Origin of the sequence: Bradyrhizobium iriomotense, from assembly GCF_018130765.1 — a bacterium.
Taxonomy (GTDB): Bacteria; Pseudomonadota; Alphaproteobacteria; order Rhizobiales; family Xanthobacteraceae; genus Bradyrhizobium; species Bradyrhizobium iriomotense_A.
Genome location: NZ_JAFCJZ010000026.1, coordinates 89,970 through 110,566, shown reverse-complemented (window position 1 = coordinate 110,566; position 20,597 = coordinate 89,970). Strand labels below are relative to the sequence as shown.

The following is a 20,597-nucleotide window of genomic DNA, read 5'->3' as shown; positions in this document are numbered from 1 at the left end:
GCCTTCCTCCCTAGTCTTGTCGTCGTGGGCAGTCCTTCGCGGGATTCGAAGGCAGCCGGCCGGTCGCCTGCATCGGCCGAGGCCTACGGTTTGATTGGAGCTGTGCAATGGACAAGATGAGAATTGACAAGGGTGACTGGCTGGTCGTTTGCGACGGGCGCAAGGCGCTCATTCTGGAAAACCTCGGCGACGAGATGTTTCCGAACCTCCACACCCGGGAGGTGCACGAGCAGCCCAATCCCTCGACCAGCGCGCAAGGAAGCGATGCGCCGGGCCGGCTGCATGGCGCGACCGGCGGCGCACGCAGCTCGGTCGAGCAGACCGATTGGCACGATGAGGCCGAGCGCGCCTTCCTGCGCAGCTTGGCCGGCCGGCTCGACGCCGCCGTCAGCTCGGGCGAGACTTCAGCCCTGACCATGGTGGCCTCGCCGCGGGCGCTCGGCATGATCCGCGCCGACTATTCCGACGTCGTGCGCAAGGCGCTTCAGGGCGAGGTCGGCAAGGACCTCGTCAAGCTGCCGGTCTATGAGATCGAGAAGCAGTTATTGCGCTCGGGCGCCGCGAAATAGGGACGCCCGCAGCGAACGCGCTGGCGCCCCTCAGTAGCAGGGGCGCCGGCGGCGGTCCTGGCCGATATAGGCGGCCGAACTCTGGTAGCAGTGGTTGGTCGCCGGACCGTCGTAATAGGCGAAAGTGCCGGGGGTGATGCCCGGACCGTAATTGTGCAGATAGCTGATCGGGTAGGGCAGCGGGTTGACGTAGGAGCGGTGATACCGGTGGTGTCCATTTGCTTCCGCAAGGCCAGGGGCCAGGATTGCGGCTGACAGGGCCGCAACTGCGGCTACAAGCTTCAACTTGCTCATCTCGATTCTCCGGAACCCGCGCGAATAGCTCAGCCGTTATAGCCATTTCGGGCCGCGAGGGCACCCGTCCGGCGGCCGGAATCAGGGGCTAATCCCGCCGATTCCCGGATGGGTGTGACAGAATTGCCGGAACTGCGGTCGAAGTCTGCCCATTTTTGGCCTTTTCGGGATGCTTAACGAATTCCCCACACAAGTATGACCAAAGAGACTTCGGTTTAGAATTTCTGTTGCCGGCCCTTTGGGGGTCCTTCGAGGCCGGTCCATTCCTGAAGGCTTTCACCGTCACCTCGCCATGCGCATCACGCTTTTGAGCCTGCTGTTGCTCTGCTTCGCCGCCACGACGCCGGCGCGGGCCGAGCTGCACATCACTCGCGACCATGGCGGCTATGTCGAGGAGTACAAGGCCAAGTACAAGCGCGTCCGCGAAAAGGGCGAGCGGGTGATCATCGACGGCATCTGCAACTCGGCCTGCACGCTGGTTCTCGGCATGGTGCCGATGAACAAGATCTGCGTGACGCCGCGGGCCAGCCTCGGCTTCCACCAGGCCTATTACGACAAGGCCTTCACCTTCGGCATCAAGGTCACCAGCGCGGAGGGGACGTCCGACCTGATGTCCTACTACCCCGACACGGTGAAGGACTGGATCCGCCGCAATGGCGGGCTCACCACCGACATGAAGAAGATCAAGAACGGTGTCGAGCTCTGGAAGATCATCGACCCCTGTCCGGAAGAATGGTGAGCGGCTGAGCTGAGCCGCCGTCCGTCGCAGCGCAGCATCGCCGGGCAAGAGATTCGTCAAGAAATTCGCATTGCCGCATAGGCCCCCATGGGGCAATGAGGGCGGCAATGAACCATAATCAAGAAGCCTTTCCCGCCCGCGCCGCGCCGATCCTGTTCGTCCTACTCTGGAGCACCGGATTCATCGGCACCAAATACGTCGTCAACAACGCCGATCCCTTGACCTATCTCGCCATCCGCATGGCGATCGTGGTCGGCCTGATGGCGATCATCGTCGCGATTGCCCGGCCGAAATGGCCGGATCGTCTCGGCATCGCGCATAGCGCGGTCGCGGGCATTCTCGTCCACGGCTTCTATCTCGGCGGCACCGCGATCGCGATCGCCCATTCGATTCCGGCCGGGCTCTCCGCGCTGATTCCGGGTCTTCAGCCGATCCTGACCTCGACCATCGCCAACCGCTGGCTTGGCGAGAAGGTAACGCCGGTGCAATGGGGCGGCCTCGTGCTCGGTCTCGGCGGCGTGGTGATGATCCTGCACAACCGCCCGATGACGGGGGAGGCCGGGCTCGGCTGGCTTGCTTCGGTGGTCTCGCTGATCTCCATCACGCTCGGCACGCTCTATCAGCGCCGCTACTGCAATCACATCGACTGGCGCGCCGGCAATCTCGTGCAGTACGTGGCCGTCACCATCTTCTTCGCGATCGGCGCCTTCCTGTTCGAGGACCGCGTGGTGCACTGGACGCGCGAGTTCGTGCTCGCGCTGGCCTGGCTCGCGGTCGCGCTCTCGATCGGATCGATCGGGCTGCTGTACTGGCTGATCCGCCACGCTGCGGCGACATCGGTGGCGAGCCTGTTCTACCTCGTGCCCGCGGTGACCGCGCTGATGGCCTATCTGCTGTTCGGCGAGAAGCTCGATGCGCTGGCGATCGCCGGCATGGCAATGTGTGCGGCCGCGGTATTCGTGGTCAACCGGCGCTTCTAGTCGGGCAGGCGTGGTGGCGGAATACATCCCTGACGTGCGCGGAGCACCGTGCTAGGCTGGCCGTATTTCAGCTTCCCCTTTCACACGGTGATTTCCATGAAGAAGGCGAGACGCGCGCTGCTTGGCCGGTCCCTGAAGCCGGTCCGAATTGCCTGCATCAACTACGCGGAGGAGACGATCAGCGGCCGCAAAATGGCCGAGCTCACCGCGGCGCTGCAAAAATGCTACGACAAGCACTTCCTGCCGGTGTGGGGCTATCCGGTCGACCTTTACGTCACCCGGAAGCCGAAGCCGACCGACTGGCAGCTGGTCTATTTCGACGACGCCTCGCACAAGAACATGCTCGGGCGCCACGAGCTGACCCATCGCGGCCAGCCGATCTCAAAAATCTTCGTCAAGGCACTGGGCGACGAGCCCCTCAGCGTGGCGGCCTCGCACGAGCTGTTCGAGATGGTGCTCGATCCCATGGCCAATCTCTGGGCCGACAAGAACCCGAACACCCAATACGCCTATGAGGTCTGCGACGCCGTGGAGGAGGACTCCTTCCGCGTCGGCCGCTTCGAGATGTCGAACTTCGTCTATCCGTCCTGGTTCGAGCCGTTCCAGCATCCGCGCGGCACCAAGTTCGACCACAAGGGAACGCTCAAGGAGCCGTTCTCGATGACCGAGGGCGGCTACGTCATCAAGAAGGTCAACGGCAGGAAGGTGATCAAGGCATTCGGCTCGCCGGCGAAGCGGCGGCGCTTCAATGCCGAGGACCGGCGCGGCCATCGCAGCGAATTCCGCGATCCGCAAGGGGTGCATCACCCGGGCCGGCGTGCGGCCAAAAAGCGAGGGTAGGGAGGAGCCGTCTCCGGGCGCGCCCGCACCCGGAGACATGCTTGAAGCGCTGCGATCAGCGCTTGGACTTCTTGGCCTTCTTTTTCTTCTTGGCGGCCTTCTTCGCGGATTTCTTCACCGCCTTCTTCGCGGTCTTCTTGGCAGCTTTCTTTGAAGACTTCTTTGCAGCCTTCTTCGAAGATTTCTTGGCCTTCTTTGCCTTCTTCGGCGCTACTTTCTTCGCAACCTTCTTGGCGGCTTTCTTCACCTTCTTGACGGCGGTGACTGCGGCGTCCTTGGTCGCCTCCACGGCGGCGGTCATCGTCTCCACCGCCTGTTCGGTAACGGGTTTGTCGTCGTCCATATCGTCCCCCACGGTTTGTATGGAGCGATGACGATAGCTGGTTTCACAATTGTGTCAAAGCAACGCTCAACCTTTGCGGATCTTTGGCAGACAGCGAACGCGCGCTCGCGTCCGCTCGCATGATCGACGATCGGAGAGCCGGTGCGGCCGCGCTCCGCGATCCCGTTCCAGTCAAGGGTGCGGGCGCCGCTCTCTCGCGCCAGATCGGGGATCACTCTGACCGCAGCTCCCGGCGCAGGATCAGCGACGGCGATCTCGGCGCGCCGAGCGCCCAGAGCGATCGCGCCAGCCACCGGCGCGCCGATCCTAGCGGCGGCGTCGAGGGCGGGATCGTCGGACAGGCGGAGGTCATCGCGAAACCAGACGATGATGGGCGGCGCACTTGGCGTGGTCGGGGAGGCCTCGTTTACGATTTGGAAAGGGTGCCGGGCTGTGAACCCTCGTTAATGCGGCCGTAAGCCGATTGCACGATTATGCAGAAATTACGGGGGTCATTCCATTCATGTCCAACCTTTCAACGGCAAAGTTCCTACCGCAGTTCAAGCTCGGCACCAAGGCTGTCCTGTCTGCCGTGCTGCTGATCGCCGTCAACACGGCGCTGGTGGTCGGCGCCGGCTATTGGTCGCTCACGTCCGCTTTCAATGATCGCGCGCTGCGCGACATCGAGGTCAATTTGCGCACCCTGGCGCTGGCCTTTGCCGAGACGGCTCCGGACGTGAAGATCACGGTGAGGGATGGCGCGGTCGTGCGCGCCGAGGTCCCGAAAATGCCTGACTTCAAGGACCATGCGATCGTCGATCGCGCGGTGTCCTATGTCGGCGGCAATGCGACCCTGTTCGTGTTCGACGAGGCGAGCGGGCAGTTCGTGCGACGCTCGACCAACGTGAAGAAGGAGAATGGCGACCGCGCCGTCGGCACCCAGCTTGCCGCCGATCATCCGGCGCGGGCCGGCTTGCGCCGTGGCGAGGCCTATAAGGGTCCGGCCGTCCTGTTCGGCAAGTCGTTCATGACCGCCTATTTCCCGGTCGTGGACGCGGCCGGCAAGGTCGCCGGCATTCTCTATGTCGGCATCCCCATGGCCCAGTTCGAGAGCATGCTGACCCAGGCGATCTCGAGCATGGCCGCCGCCGCCGGGCTCGCCGCGCTGCTGGTGCTGGTCCTCACGCTGCTGATCGTCCGCCGCGTTACCCGGCCGCTCACCTCGGTCACGCGCTCGCTGACGGCGCTCGCCAACGGCCAGAGCGACGTCGAGATCGATTGCGAGGACCGCGCCGACGAGATCGGCGAGATCGCCCGCACGGTCGCGGTCTTCAGGAGCAATTCGCTGGAGCGGGCGCGCTTGCGCAGCGAGCAGACGGCAGCTACGGCTGCCGCGGCCGAGCAGCGCAAGGCGGAGCTGCGCAACTTCGTCGAAGAGTTCCGCGGCAGCGTCGGCGGCATCCTCGACAAGGTGCTGAGCTCATCCGGCGAGTTCGAACGGGCCGCGCGGCAACTTACCGACACCGCGCGCTCCACCGCCGATCTCTCGGCGCGATCGGCCGGGGCGTCCGAGGACGCCTCCGAGCATGTCCGCTCGGCGGCCTCAGCCTCTGACGAGCTGTCCCAGTCGATCTCCGAGATCACCCGGCGCGTGCAGGAATCGAACCAAATCTCCGCCGAGGCGGTGCGTCAGGCTGAGGCCACCGACCAGCGTATCGCGCAGCTCTCCGAGGCGGGCTCGCGCATCGGCGACGTGGTCAAGCTGATCACCTCCATCGCCGAGCAGACCAACCTCCTGGCGCTGAACGCCACCATCGAGGCCGCGCGCGCCGGCGATGCCGGACGCGGCTTTGCGGTCGTGGCTCAGGAGGTCAAGACGCTCGCCGGCCAGACCGCGAAGGCGACCGAGGAGATCTCGAACCAGATCGCCAGCATGCAGCTTGCGACCGAGGAGTCGGTTGCTGCCGTCAAGGGGATCGGCCAGACCATCGAGCGCATCAGCAGCATCGCGGGCTCGATCTCGGCTGCGGTCGAGCAGCAGCGGAGCGCCACCCACAACATCGCGGCCAGCGTTCGTGCGGCGGCGTCAGGCACCGCCGATGTCGCGGTCAATGTCCGTCACGCCGCCAAAGGCGCGAGCGAGACAGGCGAGACGTCGAGCCGGATGTTCGCCTCCGCGCAGGCACTGTCGGGTGAAAGCCTGCAGCTCAAGGCCGAGGTCGACACCTTCCTCGACCGCGTTCACGCGGCCTGAGCGCTACAGTCATTCCGGGGCGGTGCGAAGCACCGAACTCTGGTGCGCAATTGCGCACCAGAGAATCTCGAGATCCCGGGTTCGATGCTGCGCATCGCCCCGGGATGACTTTTGCGGTTGCTATCCGCAACCGCCAAAAGTCATTTCGGCTGCGGCACGATCCGGATGTAGGGCTTCGGCTCCTTCCAGCCCTGCGGGTAGATCGTCTTGGCCTCGTCGTTGGAGACCGAGCCGGCGATGATGACGTCCTCGCCCTGCAGCCAGTCGGCCGGGGTCGCGACGCGGTGCTTGGCGGTGAGCTGGAGCGAGTCGATGACGCGCAGGATCTCCTGGAAGTTCCGGCCCGTGGTCATCGGATAGACCAGCACCAGCTTGATCTTCTTGTCCGGCCCGATGATGAAGACGTTGCGGACGGTCTGGTTGTCAGCCGGGGTGCGGGTGAGGGGATCGCCCGAGGTCGAGGCCGGCAGCATCTCGTACAGTTTCGAGACGTTGAAGTCGGTGTCGCCGATCAGGGGGTAGTTGGGCGCAGCGCCTTGCGTCTCCTTGATGTCCTCGGCCCATTTGGCGTGGCGATCGATCGGATCGACCGAGAGGCCGATCAACTTGACGCTGCGCTTGTCGAATTCCGGCTTCAGCTTGGCGAGCGCGCCGAGCTCGGTCGTACAAACCGGCGTGAAGTCCTTGGGGTGCGAAAACAGGAGGGCCCAGCTGTTGCCGATCCAGTCGTGGAACTTGATCTTCCCTTCGGTGGTTTCGGCTTCGAAGTCGGGGGCGGTGGTGCCGATCGGAAGTGTCATGGTTCTACCTCATCTCATTGAATTTACTTGAGAAATTGTCTCTGGCCGTCGCCGTCAGTATAGGGGCTTGGCGGGCTTAAGTGAACGCTGACTGAACCGCTTGAAGTAAAATGTGAATTCCTTCTCTGAAGACCCGATCTCCTAGCACTTTTCTGTTACAGCGGCACCTGCGGCGAAACATCTCCACCGGTCTCGATTGCCGCGATAAAGCCTTTTATGACCCGCATCACGCTCGCCCGACGCTCTCCGGAACCGAAATGGTCCTCGTAGCGACTAATCGGCAACCATTGAGAAAAGTCGCGATCCCCGTATCGAATCATTAACCACCCCTTTACGCCGGCATGAAAATGCTGGCCGATCAGAAGAAATCTGGAAGTGAACTATGTCTGCCGCAGCGTCTAAGTCCGTTGAGTCGCCGTCCCTCGAACCGTCCTGCCGCGATACCGCGGCCCACGCACTCTCCATCGTACGCGACGGCGTGATCACGGGCGAAGGCCCGACCACCAAGGGCCGGGTCCACTTTTCCCGCTCGCTCGATGCTGATGACACCGCCTGGTGCGCCCGTATCCTGACCGCGACCGCCGTCAACGACCAGCCGGTCAGCCGCACCGAGGCCGAAGTCCTGTTCGAGATCAACGAGGCCGCGACCGAGCGCACCGATGGCGGCCGCTTCGACGACCTGCTCGCCAAGGCCGTCGCCCATTATGCCGCAAGCGCCTCGGGCCTGAAGGTGCCGCCGCGCAGCGTCGCGCTGTCGGCCGACACCGACATCGAGAGCTGGGCGCCGTCCTACGCCTCCAAGGTCAACAGCGAGATGCTGGAGTGGATCGCCGGCCAGATGCGCGGCAAGCGCCAGAACAACCGTCGCCTGATGGCGATGGTGGCGACCTTCCTGGGCGCCACCGCACTGCCTCTGGCGGGCCAATTGCCGAAGGTGTTCGACATTGGGATGTAAGATTTTGCGCCTCACTTGAGGGCGCGAGGGAACGGCGGGGTTATTTCCCCGCCGTTTTTTGTTTGCCGGCGTCCGGCTCGAGGCCAAGCGTGCGGCCCGGGAAGCCGGCGGCATCGAAATAACGCTGGCTGCCGACGCGCTGGACGTTGAGCACGGTCTCGAGGCCGTTCTCGGACTTCTTCTTCGACCTTTCCACGGCCTTGTAGGCCTTCGGCACGATGCCGTTGAGCAGCGCCTCCGACATCACGCGGCCGACGAGACCGCCGTTCTGCGAACCGCGCAGGCCGAGGAGCTGGGCGGCCGTCATGCCGACATCGGCATTGCTGACCGGGATCTCGCTGACATAACCGGCTTTGAAGTCCGGACCGATGGCGGCCATGAAGTTCATGGTGTCGCCGCGGCTGAAGCTGCCATGCATGCCCTGGCCCTGACGCAGCACCGTGTCGGCGACCTGCACCGAGCAGTTGGTCGGCGCCTCGCCGCAATCGCTGGCATAGGAGCGGAAGTTGACGACGATCGACGGCGTCGGCGTCGCCGACTTGCCGCGCAGGTTGATGCTCGACAGGGGCAGGGTGCCGGGGAAGCGGCCGAGCGAGTCCTCGACGAACAGGCCGGAGACGTAGTCCTGCTCGAGCAGCGCCTTGATGGTTTGCGCCGCCAGCTTCTTGTCCTTGTTCGGCAGGTAGATCAGGTCCGAGCCGCCATTGGTGGCGACCACGAGGTCGGGCTTCTCCGGATCCTTGCCAAGCACGCCGTTGCCGGCCTTGGGATGCTTGTTGCCCTCGATCTTCGCGTTCTTGTCGTTGGGATCGAACAGCGGCAGGTCGAGCGCCTTGGCGAGATCGAGCGCCAGGAAGCCCATCGGCAAAAAGTCCTTCGGCGTGTCGTCATAGCTGACCTTGGCCGAGGGGCTGGTCTTGCTCTCCTTGGAGATGGTCGAGAAGCCGTGGTCGGCCTGGACCATGATGTTGGTGTTGGCGGCAAGCCCGAGCTCGTCGAGCGCCTTGCGGAGCTGGGCGAGGTTGTTGTCGGCGTTCTTGATGCCGGCCATCGAGGTCGGCCCGTTGATGCCGGGCAGGATCTGGTTGAGGCTGTCGCCGGTATTGTGCTGGCTGCCATCGGGATCGCGCGACCAGAACACCAGTACGAACGGCTTGTTGCGCGCCTTGAACATCGGCAGGAGGACCTTGGTGGCGACGTCGGCGAAATAGGCCTGCTGCGCGATATTGGCGACCGTGGTGCCGGGCGTCTTGGCATCGCCCGCCTTGCTGTTGTCGCCGCGCGGCGGGGTTGCGAGGGGCAGGCCGGCCTTGGTCAGCGCCGCCTTCACCTCGTCCGACAGCGCCACGCCGTTCTTGCCGCCGGTGGCGTCGTCGAACACGACCGAATGCAGGCCGGCCTTCTCGGGCTTGTCGGTGTGGTCGAACTGGTAGGTCGGACCATGCTTGCCCAATGCAGCGGTGCTGTAGCCCTTGTCGCGGGCCATCTTCAGAATCGTCTCTTCGTTGAGATAGTCGCCCTTGAAATGCTCGTCGATGTCGCCGAGCACGGCGTCGTTCTCGATGAAGGGGACGACGGTGTCGCCGGCTGGCACCGAGGTGTAGTTGGTCCAGATCGTGTTCGAGAACACGCCGGTATCGCCGAGATAATGGCCGGTCGACATCGCCGAGCCGTTGGCCATGGTGAAGGTCGGGAAGAGGGAGTGCGGGTTCTTGAAGTTGACGCCCTTGTCGCGGACCTCGGCCATCGCCGGCGCCGTCTCGGGTGTGACCTTGAGCGCGCGCAGACCATCCGGAATGAACAGGATCAGGTTGCGGGGGGTATTGTTCTGGGCGGAAGCAAGTCCGGTGGACAGCACTGTCAGTCCGGCGGACAGCAGCAGCAGTGAGCGGCGCATCGAAGTCTCCTGGCGGTGAGGCGGCATGGCCGCCAACCGCGGCCCCCGGCAATCGTTTAGTTTTGCTGTATGACAGTTTTGTTACAAGCCCCGTCGTCGATGCAAGAGGGTTGGGGAGGGGGGCTTCGTCGCTCTCGTGTCCCGGACGCGGTGCGGCACGCAGTGACGCTCCGCAGAGCCGGGACCCAGTAGGCGGCGCAACTCGCTGCAACATTGGCCCCGGCTCTGCAGCGCATCGTCGCACCGGACGATGCTTCGCATCGCCGGGGAGACGCTGCGCTGCGTCCGGGGCACGAGACCGACGTTTTTGGGCGCAATTGCTTCCACATCGTCATTGCGAGCGCAGCGAAGCAATCCAGAATCCCACTGCGGAAAGACTCTGGATTGCTTCGCTGCGCTCGCAATGACGGGGTGATGGCATCGCTGTTTCAACTCGCATCTCACTCGCAGGCACACCTTCGCGTCCTCGCGGCATCTTTCGCCCGAGCTTTGCTTCGTCGCCTCACCCTCACATGAAAGAGGGCGCAGGGAAGACCGGGAGCCGGCTGGCTCCCATTGACCGCTATGCCACGAGTAGATTGCGCTACGATGCACAGCGGGTAACAGGGCAACCGGAGCATCCCGGCCTTCCCTGCGCAGTGGTCTTACGGCTTATGTCGTGATCTCCCCGGGGAGCGATGCACTATTGCCCCCGTCGCCTTGCCGATAGCTGATGCGCGGGCCCGGTCGGGCCGCAACATCACCGCAAGACTTGACGCACAGACCCCGGGCGTCAGGACCACACGATTTTGCCGTACGCTGATCACACCTGTCGTTGGCGCGACAACTTCGCTCACGGTTGCCCGCCCTGCAAAGCCGATCGCGCCGATGCGATGAGCGTCCACCGCCGCCCGGCCCGCGTGTCGTGACGATCGCGATACGCCCCTCTTCCTGGGCCGGAGTGAGAAATATCTAACAAAAATCCGAATTCTAATAAAGAGAATTATTTCAATGCTGCTCTCTTGCCCCCGGGCTTGGGTGTTTTGCCCGACGGGCTCCGCAAGTGGTTGTGGTCATTCCGGCGCGGTCGGCAGCCGCGGGGGCTGCGCCAGCGCCTGTGCCGGCTTGACCGTTGGCGGGCCTGCCCCGTTCCTGGTGAGATCGCGCCGCAGCGACAACGGGGCCGTCTTGAGCGCAAAGATGATCGCGATCTGGGTCCGGTTCTGGAGGCGGTATTTGCGCATGATGTTGCCGATATGCGCCCGCACCGTGTTCTCCGAGATCTTGAGCTCGTAGGCGATGTTCTTGTTCTGCAGCCCCCGCGCAATCAACATCATCAACTCACGCTCGCGCGGTGTCGGTGTAATCAAATCCTTCGGATCCGGGCTCATGACTGGTTCCTCCCTGGTCGTCGCGTTGATGTGGCCGCCCCCGGCATCGTCTCACTCCGTCTTGAGCGCCTCGATCGGGCTGAGCCTCGATGCCTTGTGGGCCGGATAGAACCCGAAGATGAGACCGGTCGCGATCGAGAAGGCGAGGGCTAGGCCGATCGCCTCGCCGTCGATCGAGGTGACCCATCCGGCCATGCGGGCGACCGTCATCGAGAGCGTGATGCCGCCGGCAACGCCGATGGCGCCGCCGAGCAGGCAGAGCACGAGGGCCTCGCAGAGAAACTGCAGACGGATGTCCCGCATCCGTCCGCCGAGCGCGCGGCGGATTCCGATCTCCCGCGTGCGCTCGGTGACTGATACGATCATCACGTTCATGATGCTGATGCCGCCGACGAGCAGCGAGACCGAGGCGATGGCGACGAGCAGGAGCGCCACGGTGCGGATCGCGCCCTGCTGCGCTTCCATGGCGGCGGCCGGATCCTGGACCTTGAAGTCGTCCTCCTGACCGGCAGGAACGCGGTGGCGCTGCCGCAGCAGACTTTCGATCTCCGATCGCGCGCCCGCCATCTGACCGTCCGCGGCCACCTTGGCGATGATGTAGGCGACCGAATCCCGGTTGATGTTGCTCGCGCTGCCGAGGAAGCGGAGCTTGGCGGTGCTGAGCGGCACGAAGGCGACGTCGTCCTGCGCCGGGCCCTTGCGATCGAGCACGCCGACCACTTCGAGCGGCACCTTCATGATCCTGATCTGCGCGCCGATAGGGTCGTCGCCGGCTGCGAACAGCTCGCGCGCGACGGTGCTGCCGAGGATCACGACCTTGCCGGCGCCCGACTCTTCCCCGCCGGAAAAATAGCGCCCGGAGGCGAGCTGCCAGTCGCGCACCATGAAGTGGCCGGTGGTGGTGCCGTTGATCGTGGTGTTCCAGTTCTTGCCCTCGTGGATGACCTGCGCCGTTCCGGCCAGCGAGCCGGCGGCGGCCTGGATTTCAGGGATCTGCTCGAGGATGGCCTGCACGTCGCCTTCGGTCATCGTCAGCTTGCTGCCGTCCTTGAGGCGCACGCCGCCCTGGTAGACCGCGCCCGGTGTGATCATCAGCACATTGGCGCCGATCGAGCGGATCTGTTCCTGCAGGCGGAGCTGTGCGCCGGAGCCGATCGCGAACACGGTCACGATGGAGGCGACACCGATCACGATGCCGAGCATGGTGAGGAAGCTGCGCAGCGGATTGAGGCGCAGGGCGTGCAAGGCGATCTGGAACCCCTGGAGCATCGTCATGACGCCACGCTCCGTCTCGGCAGCAGCTCCGCGACCGTCTCGTCGCTGACGAGCTCGCCGTCATGCAGGCGGATCGTGCGCCGGCACTGCGTCGCGATGCCGGGATCGTGCGTGATCATCACGATGGTCTGGCCGGTCCGGTTGAGGGCCGCGAACAACGCCAGGATCTCGGCGCCGGTCCGGCTGTCGAGCGCGCCGGTCGGCTCGTCCGCGAGCACGATCAGCGGGGAGGCGATCAGCGCGCGTGCGATCGCCACGCGCTGCTGCTCGCCGCCGGAGAGCTGCCGCGGGAAGTGATGGGCCCGGTGCAGCATGCCGACGGCCTGAAGGCTCTGCTCGGCGCGAACCACACGTTCCTTGCGACTGACGCCACAATAGACCAGCGGCAGCGCGACGTTCTCGATCGCATTATGGCGCGCGAGCAGGTTGTACGACTGGAACACGAAGCCGATGCTGCGGGCGCGCAGCGACGAGCGGCGGTCTTCCGAGAGCTCGGCGACATTGGCTCCCTCGAGATGAACCGCGCCCTCGCTCGGCAGGTCGAGCAGCCCGATCATGTTCATCAGTGTCGACTTGCCCGAGCCCGACGGGCCCATCACGGCGACGATCTCGCCCTGCGCGATGTCGAAGCTGACGTTGCGGACTGCGGTCACTGCTACTCCGTCGGTGCGATAGGTCCTGGACACGGAGCGGAGGCTGATGAGGGGCAGGGCGCTCATGATCCGAACCTGATTCCGAGGAACTCCATGCCCGCCGGCCGGATCGCTTGGCCGACGGCGACCTGACTGCCCTCGACGAGATCGCCGCTCTTGAGCGCGACCTGTTCGGTGCCGGCCGCGCCGACCGTCACCGCGATGCGCTGGAGCGAGCCGCTGGCGGTCCGCACCCACACGGCGCTGTGCGCGCTGCCTGAGTCCGGCCGCGCGCCGGACGGCTGGAAGCGGAGCGCTGCGAGCGGCACTTTCAGCACGTCGTCCTGCCGTTCGATCACGACCTTCACCAGGGCGGTCATGCCGGGCAGCAATGCGCCGTCGAGATTGGAGGTCGACAGCACGACGGTGTAGGTGACGACGTGCTGCTGGGTCTGCGGCGCCTTGCGCACCTGCCGCACCACGGCCTCGAAGCGGCGGTCGGGGTAGGCATCGACGGTGAAATGGGCGCGCTGGCCGGGGGCGATGCGCCCGATATCGGCTTCATCGACTTGCGCATGAATCTCCATGTCTTCGAGACGGTGGGCGACGACGAAGGTGGTGCGAGACTCCAGACCCACCGCGAGCGTCTGGCCCTCGTTGACGAATCTGCCGACGACGACGCCGTCGATCGGCGAGCGGATCACGGTGCGGTCGAGATCGGCCTGGGCCGCGGCGAGAACGGCTGCCTTCTCCGGTACCGCCATGCGGGCCTGCTGCAGCTCGGCTTCGATGCGGCGGACATCGGCCTGCGCACCATCCACCGAGTAGGAGTTGAGAGACATCAGGACCTCCGCCTCGCGCTCCTGGGCGAGACGCGCGGTGAACTCGGTCTGGGCGTCGTCGACCGTCGTCGTTGCCACCACGTTCTGCGACTGCAGCGCCAGCTTGCGCTGCAGGGTTTTCTGCGCCGAGGTCTTGACCGCCTGGGCGCTCTCGAGCTTGGCGGCGAGCACGTCGCGGCTGCCTTTGGCGTTCTGCAGATCGATCCTGGCGCGATCGAGCTTGGCGCGGGCGATGTCGACCAGCGAATTGGCGACCGCGAGCGAAGCTCTGGCTTCGTCGACCTTGGCGGCGAAGCTGCGCGGATCGATCAGCGCAAGCGGCTGGTCCTTGGCGACGGTGTCGTTGAAGTCGACATAGACCCGGGCGAGCTGCCCGGACAGCTGGGAACCGACCTCGATCGTCTTGACCGGCTGCAGGGCGCCGGTGACGGTGACGGTCTGCTCGATGCTGCCGCGCTGGATCGCGGCATAGCGGAAAACGGGCGCATCCGACCCGAAGGTCGACGGCTCGCGGGCGGCGGGCGCGAGCAGCCGCCTGGTCTGGTCATAGGCGTGAGTCGCCTTGTCTGCCGCGCTCCCGGCGGCGCCGGCGATGATGGCCGGCCCTGTGATGTAGATCGCAGCGAGGCTGCACGCAGTTCCGAGCAAGGCAATGACTGGCACAAACCGCATATCAAAACTCGCCTGATTGAAATGACTTCGGGGAATCGGGAAAAAGTGGCAAGCTCGCTATGGTTGTAAATCGTCTAAGGTAGTATCGAATGTCAGTATGTCGTCCTCGCCGGGGCGACGGTCGGGTGCGCGGCATCATCCAGAAGTAAAGTCCGCGGGTGCGACGTTTCGTGATTTGCCGAAAATGCATACGCGTCGTATCGATACGATGCGCGCGGTATCGAACTCGATAAGCTGACTGAACGTCCCGTATGATCCGGCTGACGTTGCCGGTGGCCGGCGTTCAAGTCGGCACATGGGTAGCAATGCCATGACGCAGTTGGCGAGGCTGCGGCCACGAGTCCGGATCGTCACATTCGCGATAACGCGGCTCGCAATGATGCCGCCTGTGGCGCGACGAAATTCCCTGCAATCACGAAGCCCGATGTGTGAACGCCTTCACTCGCTTCCGGCGCGCATTGGCCCTAAGACGTCGAACCGGCGGACGGACGCCGATTGTTCGATTCCCGCGAATTCATCCAAGCACCTTGTTGTCGCTTGCAGGAAGAATGGACGGCTCGCTGCTCGCCCATCGAGCCCCAAGCCGGGGAGTTTGTTGCAATGATTTCAGGTCAAGCCACCGTTTATGTCGTTGATGACGAAGTCCAGATTCGAAATGCGATTGGAAGTCTCTGCGAAGAGACCGGTCACCAGGTGAAGTTGTTCGCGTCGACTGACGAGTTCCTCGCGGAGAGTCTCTCCGAAGGGCCGTCGTGCCTCGTGCTCGACGTTCGCTTTCCCGGGACATCGCCGACCGGTCTCGAGCTGCAGCGCCGGCTCCTCGACAAGGGCGTGTTCATTCCGATCGTCTTCATCAGCGGCTACTCCGACGTTCGGGTTTCGGTCGAGGCGATGAAGCGCGGCGCGGTCGAGTTTCTGCCGAAGCCGTTTCGCGAGCAGGAGATCCTCGACGCGATCAGGCACGGCATCGAGCGCGACCGCAGGCGGATGGAGCGCGAGGATGCCGTCCGCGACGCCCGGCAGCGCGTCGAGATGCTGACGAGCCGCGAGCGCGAGATCATGATGCTGATGGCGGAAGGGCTCGTCGCCAAGCAGATCGCAGCAAGGCTTGGCGTGAGCGAGGTGACCGCGAAGGTCCATCGCGCCCGGATGATGCGAAAGCTGGAGCTGCGCTCGCCGATCGAGGTGGTGCGGCTGATCGACAGCATGGGGCACGAAGCTGCGCCGCGCGCCGGCGCGGGTTAGAAGCGCATCGCGCGGCTTGCGGGCGCTCATGCTGCGCAACGTCTAGTCCGTACCGACTAGCATGAACTGCAGTCTGTCGCGCGGCACATGATCGGTTCAGAGTATTCCCACGATGTCAGTCGCATTCAGGACCGGCATCCCACCCCAGTCAGACAACTTGGCCAGAAAGGAATACTCCATGCGTAAATTGTTTTTTGCATCCGTTGCCGTGCTCGCCCTGTCATCCGCAGCTCACGCCGCCAACACCGCGACCACGGTGCAGGTCGGCCTCGTGAACGGTTCGAGCGTCTCGCAGCAAGGCCTCACCAATGACACTTCGACGACCAGCCAGCTCGGCATCGTGAACAATGCGACGACGATGCAGGGGACCAGCGCGGCCTCGCTCAACAACGCCAGCACGGTCAACCAGATCGGCGTGCAGAACACCGCGGCCACCGGCCAGGTGGCGTTCGGCAACAACGGCAGCGCGATCACCCAGAACTCGTTCGGGCCCGCCGCGCTCCAGAACAACTCCGCCGCCGTCGGCCAGCTCAGCGTGTTCGGCGTCAACGGCAGCACCGTCTCGCAGACGGCGCACTGACCCACGTACCGTTCGGCCGGGCGCACCCAGTTGCGGTGCGTCCGGGCCATTCTGGAGGAAATGACATGCGGATCACCTATCTCGTTGCGATGGTCGCGGCGCTCGGTGCGCTGACTGCCGTCGATGCAGAGGCCGGCAACTCGGCGAGCGTGCTGCAGTTCGGCACGACCAACAACTCGTTCATCTCGCAGAGCGGGTCCACCAGCAACAGCGCCGCGACGTTGCAGTTCGGCGCGACCAATACGGCGACCACCTTGCAGACGGGCTCGCTCCTGACCGTCAACACCTCGGTGATCGGGCAGGGCGGAACCACCCCGACGGCGTCCAACACCGCGCTGGCCGGCCAGGTCGGCGGCTCCAATTCGAGCCTGATCGGCCAGATCGGCGCCAACAACACCGCCGGCGTCGGGCAGCTCGGAATCCTGAACGGCTCGACGATTCTTCAGCAGACGCCGTGAGCAAATGTGAAGTGGTGAGGCACGTCATGAAACATCCTTTGCGAAGCGCGGGCGCCGTGATGCTCGCTCTGTGCCTGGCCGGCGCCGGGTCGGCCCGCGCCCAGACCGCCGACATCAAGACCATCGTGTCGATCGGCGGACCGCCGGTCGTGCTGAACCAGAACAGCCAGCTCAACATGGCGGGCGTGTTCATGATCGGCGGCAGCACCAGCGCGACAGTGACCCAGAACGGCACCAACAATGCCACCGGCGTGCTGCAATTCGGCGGAACGAATTCGGCATCGGTCGGGCAGGCCGGGACGAACAATCTCGCCTTTGTCGGCCAGGCCGGCCAGTCGGCGACCAGCCTGGTGTCGCAGCTCGGGTCCATGAACACGGGCACGGTGATGCAATTCAGCGCGGTCAACAACTCGACCATCGTCCAGACCGGTCCGTAGAGCGCGCGCGAATTCATCGGCGTCGGGAACCAGCGGGGAAGCGCGATGCGGTGTGGCAGAGAAATGTTGAAGCGGGTTCTGGCCGCGGCGGCGTTGCTGGCCGCCATCGGCACGGCGACGCAGGCGTCGGCCGGATCCGTCCAGCGCAGCGTGACGAACCGGAACGTCAGCATCGAGACGATCGTGCAATTCGGCAACAACGTTCAACCTGTTACGATCGAGGAGAACAGCCGGATCAATATCGCCCGGGTGATCCAGATCGGGGGAACGGGAACGGTGGATGCGACCATCATCCAGAACGGCACGCGCAACTATGCCAATGTGATCCAGGTGGGCGGCACCACCAATGCGGCGGTCGGTCAGTCCGGCCTCAGCAACATCGCCGACATCACCCAGATCGGCAATTCCACCAATGCGCTCCTGCTTCAGATCGGCGACATGAACACGGGAGCGGTGAGGCAGTTCGGACGTTTCAACTGGCTGGCGATCTTCCAGTTCGGCCGATGATGGAGGTGTGACATGAGAATGCTGCTACTCGCATCCGGAATAGGACTCATGAGCGTGATCGCAGCGGCGCCGGCCGGCGCTGCCGACGGTCACACCACAGTGGTGCAGGACGAGAACGGGACCTCGGTCATCACGCAAAGCGGTGATCCGGCGCAGGCCGAGGTCAAGATCGAGAAGGAGCCCGGGCGCACGACGGTCTATCGCCGCAGCGGCGGCAACACCGCCGTCGTGACGCAGGGCACCGGAAATACGCAGGACATGCTCGAGTGGCTGCGCAAGCAGTTTCAGGAGCATTGACGCACTAAAGGCCCGCCGCCTCGCAGGGACGACGGGCCTCGTTGCAGGTGAGCTACCAGCGCTGCCCCGGGGAACGAAGTGCTTGAAACCTGACGGGAATCCCGGACGTTCTGCCGCACCCTGTTCCCCGTTAATTCCGCGCCTTAACCAATAATTAATAATACGTTTGCGGTGGGCCGATGGCCCGGCCTAGCGTGCAGTGGGGAGCTATCGCGAAGCCAAACGAGTTGGTGCGTATCATGATGTCCAGATCACATGGCAGATCCCTTGCGGCGCTATTTGCCTCGCTCAGCGCAGCCGCGCTGCTTCTTAGCCCCAGCGACAGTTTTGCCAGACCGGGCGGTGCCGCGCCGGCCCTAGCCGGCGCAGCCGTGCCGCCGGCTGTTGCGCGTCCGCCGATCGCGCCGGGGGCGCGCCTTCACCGTCGCAACAATCCCTGGGTCTACTGGCCGGGCGGCGGCGGGTTCTTCTACGACGGTGCGACCTACAGCCAGCCCTTCGGCGATGCCGGACAGCCGCTCTCGAACGACGTGCGCTACACCTACACCTATGACGTTCCCTGGGACTGGGCGCATCGCTTCCCGCCCAACGTGGTGCCGTCCGACCGTCCCTATGTGCCGAGCTGCCCGACCGAGCAGGTGACCGTGCCCGGCCGCGGCGGCGGTGAGCATACCGTCAACATCATGCGCTGCTACTGAGCATCTTGAGCATGATCTGTTCGGAAAACCGCTTCACACTTTTCCGGATCATGCTCTAGCCCAGCTCAAAGCTGGTCACGCCGAAGACGCGGTCGATCCGCAGTGGCGGGATCGGGCCCGTGTACATTCGCGCCGTCTCAAACACCGGCTTGAGGCCGAGTCCTTCCGCGAGTGCGATGGCCTCGCGATTGACGGCGGGGACATCGAGGAAGATCTCGCCGCCGCCCCCGCTGGCCAGTAAGGCCTGCATGATCGTGTCCGCCGCCGCGCGATCGTCGGCGACGAGCGGGCCGATCTTGCAGCCCGTCCGGCACGGGCGGATCACGCCCCATGCAGCGAGCCTGCCGTCGCGCAGCAGTGCGCGGCCGACGTGACCGGGCGCGTTGATCCAGGCGTGCAGGAAGGCGCTGCGCGCAGCGGGAAAGACCGTTGCATCGTCGGCTTCGACCAGTGCGAAGGGGATCGCATCGAGCGCGATGACACCGGCAGGCTGCTTCGGCGCGGCGACGATGCCGCCATAGCGGATATTGGCGTAGGCCAGCTGGAAGCCGGATTTTTTGTAGTTGTCCTGCTGTGCGACAACGCCGTCGAGGCCGATCACGCGAGGGCGCGCATGCGCGATCGCGGCGTTCCAGATGCGCAGGCCGTGACCTGCGCCGCGAAGGTCGGCGCGCACGATGTAGAAGCCGAGGAAGGCGAAGCGGTCATCGTAATTGACGCAGGAGACGGTGGCGACCGGCTCGCCGTCGATCTCGCCGACGAGGAAGCCTTGCGCGTCGGGAACCGCGAAGCAGGCGGCATCCGACAGGCCCGGATTCCAGCCTTCGGCCGCGGCCCAGTCGATGGCGAGGGAGATCTCCTCCGGGCGCAGGCTTCGGATCTGCAATTCGCTCATGACGGATGCCTTCGGGCGATGGACCTGCCGGCAGGTCCGGCGGTAGAAGGCCTCATGATAGGCCGAGCCTGCGGCTCGCCTCAACTCAAGGGATGAACAGTCATGGCAGCAGAGAAGGTCGCACTCGTCACCGCCGGCGGCAGCGGCATGGGGGCGGGCGCTGCGCGGCGGTTGGCGGCGGACGGTTTTCGCGTCGCGATCCTGTCGTCCTCCGGCAAGGGCGAGGCGCTGGCGGCCGAGCTCGGCGGCCTCGGCGTCACCGGCTCGAACAAGTCGAATGACGACCTGAAGCGCCTCGTCGACGGCGCGCTCGCCAAATGGGGACGCATCGACGTGCTCGTCAACAGTGCCGGTCACGGGCCGCGCGCGCCGATCACGGAGATCACCGACGAGCAGTGGCACACCGGCCTCGACACCTATCTGCTCAACGTGATCCGTCCGACCCGGCTAGTGACGCCGGTGATGCAGGCGCAGAAGGGCGGGGCCATCATCAACATCTCGACCGCCTGGGCGTTCGAGCCGAGCGCGATGTTTCCGACCTCCGCGGTGTTCCGCGCCGGGCTCGCCGCCTTCACGAAGATCTTCACCGACACCCATGCCGCCGACAACATCCGCATGAACAACGTGCTGCCGGGCTGGATCGACAGCCTGCCGCAGCAGGACGCGCGCCGCGACAGCGTGCCGATGCAGCGCTACGGCAAGGTCGAGGAGATCGCTGCGACGATCTCGTTCCTGGCGTCCGACGGCGCGGCCTACATCACCGGCCAGAACATCCGCGTCGACGGCGGACTGACGCGCTCGGTCTGAGAGGTCGCGCAGATTCGCCCGCACCTTGTCGTGACGCGCCGCCGGTTTGCGGTGCGCGTCACTGCGGCAGGACGATGCGTGGCGCCCGGGTCACACTCGTCACGGGTCTTGCGTGATAAGTCACTGATTGCGTCACAGTCCCTACGAACTGCGCGACAGGCCGAGACGCGCGCGCGGTGCTCCGCCTATTCCCCATCTGCGCCGGATGGCTCCCGCCTGCGCGCATCGAAAG

At 64.8% G+C, this 20,597-nt stretch carries 24 protein-coding genes; 14 read left to right on the top strand and 10 right to left on the bottom strand.

The window, feature by feature from the left end; all coding sequences use genetic code 11:
* Positions 1 to 107: 107 nt before the first annotated feature.
* Positions 108 to 569 (top strand): host attachment protein, encoded by a 462-nt coding sequence (locus tag JQ635_RS33210; RefSeq protein ID WP_211413990.1) that lies wholly within the window; start codon positions 108 to 110, stop codon positions 567 to 569.
* Positions 570 to 599: 30 nt separating this feature from the next.
* On the opposite strand, the gene JQ635_RS33205 is transcribed toward JQ635_RS33210, so the two are convergent.
* Positions 600 to 863, bottom strand: a complete 264-nt coding sequence (locus tag JQ635_RS33205; protein ID WP_211413989.1) for a hypothetical protein — start codon at positions 861 to 863, stop codon at positions 600 to 602.
* Between the two features lie 292 nt (positions 864 to 1,155).
* On the opposite strand from JQ635_RS33205, the gene JQ635_RS33200 reads away from it, so the two are divergent.
* The 3 genes from JQ635_RS33200 (at position 1,156) to JQ635_RS33190 (ending at position 3,422) form a co-directional block, all read left to right on the top strand.
* Complete coding sequence (locus JQ635_RS33200) at positions 1,156 to 1,602, top strand: hypothetical protein (protein WP_211413988.1); 447 nt, start codon at positions 1,156 to 1,158, stop codon at positions 1,600 to 1,602.
* A 107-nt stretch (positions 1,603 to 1,709) separates the two neighbouring features.
* Complete coding sequence (locus JQ635_RS33195; RefSeq protein ID WP_211413987.1) at positions 1,710 to 2,582, top strand: DMT family transporter; 873 nt, start codon at positions 1,710 to 1,712, stop codon at positions 2,580 to 2,582.
* Positions 2,583 to 2,678: 96 nt separating this feature from the next.
* Positions 2,679 to 3,422 carry a hypothetical protein gene (locus JQ635_RS33190; protein WP_211413986.1) on the top strand — a complete coding sequence of 248 codons (744 nt, stop codon included), beginning with the start codon at positions 2,679 to 2,681 and terminating at the stop codon, positions 3,420 to 3,422.
* A gap of 55 nt (positions 3,423 to 3,477) precedes the next feature.
* On the opposite strand, the gene JQ635_RS33185 is transcribed toward JQ635_RS33190, so the two are convergent.
* Together JQ635_RS33185 and JQ635_RS39435 are read right to left on the bottom strand one after the other, a co-directional pair.
* Positions 3,478 to 3,765 (bottom strand): histone, encoded by a 288-nt coding sequence (locus JQ635_RS33185; protein WP_211413985.1) that lies wholly within the window; start codon positions 3,763 to 3,765, stop codon positions 3,478 to 3,480.
* Complete coding sequence (locus JQ635_RS39435) at positions 3,720 to 4,133, bottom strand: deoxyribodipyrimidine photo-lyase (RefSeq protein ID WP_433996586.1); 414 nt, start codon at positions 4,131 to 4,133, stop codon at positions 3,720 to 3,722. Before JQ635_RS39435 ends, JQ635_RS33185 begins: the two co-directional genes overlap by 46 nt.
* A 134-nt stretch (positions 4,134 to 4,267) precedes the next feature.
* Here JQ635_RS39435 and JQ635_RS33175 point away from each other — a divergent pair, with 134 nt between their 5' ends.
* Positions 4,268 to 5,998 (top strand): methyl-accepting chemotaxis protein, encoded by a 1,731-nt coding sequence (locus tag JQ635_RS33175; RefSeq protein WP_211413984.1) that lies wholly within the window; start codon positions 4,268 to 4,270, stop codon positions 5,996 to 5,998.
* A gap of 140 nt (positions 5,999 to 6,138) precedes the next feature.
* Here JQ635_RS33175 and JQ635_RS33170 read toward each other — a convergent pair whose 3' ends face one another.
* The gene (locus tag JQ635_RS33170) at positions 6,139 to 6,798 is read right to left on the bottom strand and encodes a peroxiredoxin (protein WP_211413983.1); all 660 of its coding nucleotides are present in this window, start codon (positions 6,796 to 6,798) and stop codon (positions 6,139 to 6,141) included.
* 382 nt (positions 6,799 to 7,180) lie between these two features.
* On the opposite strand from JQ635_RS33170, the gene JQ635_RS33165 reads away from it, so the two are divergent.
* Positions 7,181 to 7,753, top strand: a complete 573-nt coding sequence (locus tag JQ635_RS33165; protein ID WP_211413982.1) for a hypothetical protein — start codon at positions 7,181 to 7,183, stop codon at positions 7,751 to 7,753.
* 40 nt (positions 7,754 to 7,793) lie between these two features.
* On the opposite strand, the gene JQ635_RS33160 is transcribed toward JQ635_RS33165, so the two are convergent.
* The 5 genes from JQ635_RS33160 to JQ635_RS33140 form a co-directional block, all read right to left on the bottom strand.
* Complete coding sequence (locus JQ635_RS33160; RefSeq protein ID WP_211413981.1) at positions 7,794 to 9,650, bottom strand: alkaline phosphatase family protein; 1,857 nt, start codon at positions 9,648 to 9,650, stop codon at positions 7,794 to 7,796.
* 1,052 nt (positions 9,651 to 10,702) lie between these two features.
* Entirely contained in the window at positions 10,703 to 11,020 is a 318-nt protein-coding gene (locus JQ635_RS33155; protein ID WP_211413980.1) for a response regulator transcription factor, read from the bottom strand.
* Between the two features lie 51 nt (positions 11,021 to 11,071).
* Complete coding sequence (locus JQ635_RS33150) at positions 11,072 to 12,295, bottom strand: ABC transporter permease (protein WP_211413979.1); 1,224 nt, start codon at positions 12,293 to 12,295, stop codon at positions 11,072 to 11,074.
* The gene (locus JQ635_RS33145; RefSeq protein WP_211413978.1) at positions 12,292 to 13,014 is read right to left on the bottom strand and encodes an ABC transporter ATP-binding protein; all 723 of its coding nucleotides are present in this window, start codon (positions 13,012 to 13,014) and stop codon (positions 12,292 to 12,294) included. The genes JQ635_RS33150 and JQ635_RS33145 overlap by 4 nt, the downstream gene beginning before the upstream one ends.
* The gene (locus JQ635_RS33140; RefSeq protein WP_211413977.1) at positions 13,011 to 14,441 is read right to left on the bottom strand and encodes an efflux RND transporter periplasmic adaptor subunit; all 1,431 of its coding nucleotides are present in this window, start codon (positions 14,439 to 14,441) and stop codon (positions 13,011 to 13,013) included. The genes JQ635_RS33145 and JQ635_RS33140 overlap by 4 nt, the downstream gene beginning before the upstream one ends.
* A 600-nt stretch (positions 14,442 to 15,041) precedes the next feature.
* Here JQ635_RS33140 and JQ635_RS33135 point away from each other — a divergent pair.
* The 7 genes from JQ635_RS33135 (at position 15,042) to JQ635_RS33105 (ending at position 18,663) form a co-directional block, all read left to right on the top strand.
* Positions 15,042 to 15,686 (top strand): response regulator transcription factor, encoded by a 645-nt coding sequence (locus tag JQ635_RS33135; protein ID WP_211413976.1) that lies wholly within the window; start codon positions 15,042 to 15,044, stop codon positions 15,684 to 15,686.
* 178 nt (positions 15,687 to 15,864) lie between these two features.
* Entirely contained in the window at positions 15,865 to 16,266 is a 402-nt protein-coding gene (locus tag JQ635_RS33130) for a curlin subunit CsgB (protein ID WP_211413975.1), read from the top strand.
* Between the two features lie 65 nt (positions 16,267 to 16,331).
* A complete protein-coding gene (locus JQ635_RS33125; protein WP_211413974.1) occupies positions 16,332 to 16,724 on the top strand; it encodes a curlin repeat-containing protein in 393 nt (130 codons plus the stop codon).
* Between the two features lie 26 nt (positions 16,725 to 16,750).
* Positions 16,751 to 17,161: a curlin gene (locus JQ635_RS33120; RefSeq protein WP_211413973.1), complete on the top strand. Its 411-nt coding sequence runs from the start codon at positions 16,751 to 16,753 to the stop codon at positions 17,159 to 17,161.
* 63 nt (positions 17,162 to 17,224) lie between these two features.
* Complete coding sequence (locus JQ635_RS33115) at positions 17,225 to 17,668, top strand: curlin (RefSeq protein ID WP_283826915.1); 444 nt, start codon at positions 17,225 to 17,227, stop codon at positions 17,666 to 17,668.
* Between the two features lie 12 nt (positions 17,669 to 17,680).
* On the top strand, positions 17,681 to 17,965 hold the full coding sequence (locus JQ635_RS33110) for a hypothetical protein (protein WP_211413971.1): 285 nt from the start codon (positions 17,681 to 17,683) through the stop codon (positions 17,963 to 17,965).
* 239 nt (positions 17,966 to 18,204) lie between these two features.
* Positions 18,205 to 18,663 (top strand): hypothetical protein, encoded by a 459-nt coding sequence (locus tag JQ635_RS33105; protein ID WP_211413970.1) that lies wholly within the window; start codon positions 18,205 to 18,207, stop codon positions 18,661 to 18,663.
* Positions 18,664 to 18,718: 55 nt separating this feature from the next.
* Here JQ635_RS33105 and JQ635_RS33100 read toward each other — a convergent pair whose 3' ends face one another.
* Entirely contained in the window at positions 18,719 to 19,558 is an 840-nt protein-coding gene (locus JQ635_RS33100) for a GNAT family N-acetyltransferase (protein WP_211413969.1), read from the bottom strand.
* A gap of 102 nt (positions 19,559 to 19,660) precedes the next feature.
* Here JQ635_RS33100 and JQ635_RS33095 point away from each other — a divergent pair, with 102 nt between their 5' ends.
* Positions 19,661 to 20,365, top strand: a complete 705-nt coding sequence (locus JQ635_RS33095; RefSeq protein ID WP_211413968.1) for an SDR family oxidoreductase — start codon at positions 19,661 to 19,663, stop codon at positions 20,363 to 20,365.
* Positions 20,366 to 20,597: the final 232 nt, after the last annotated feature.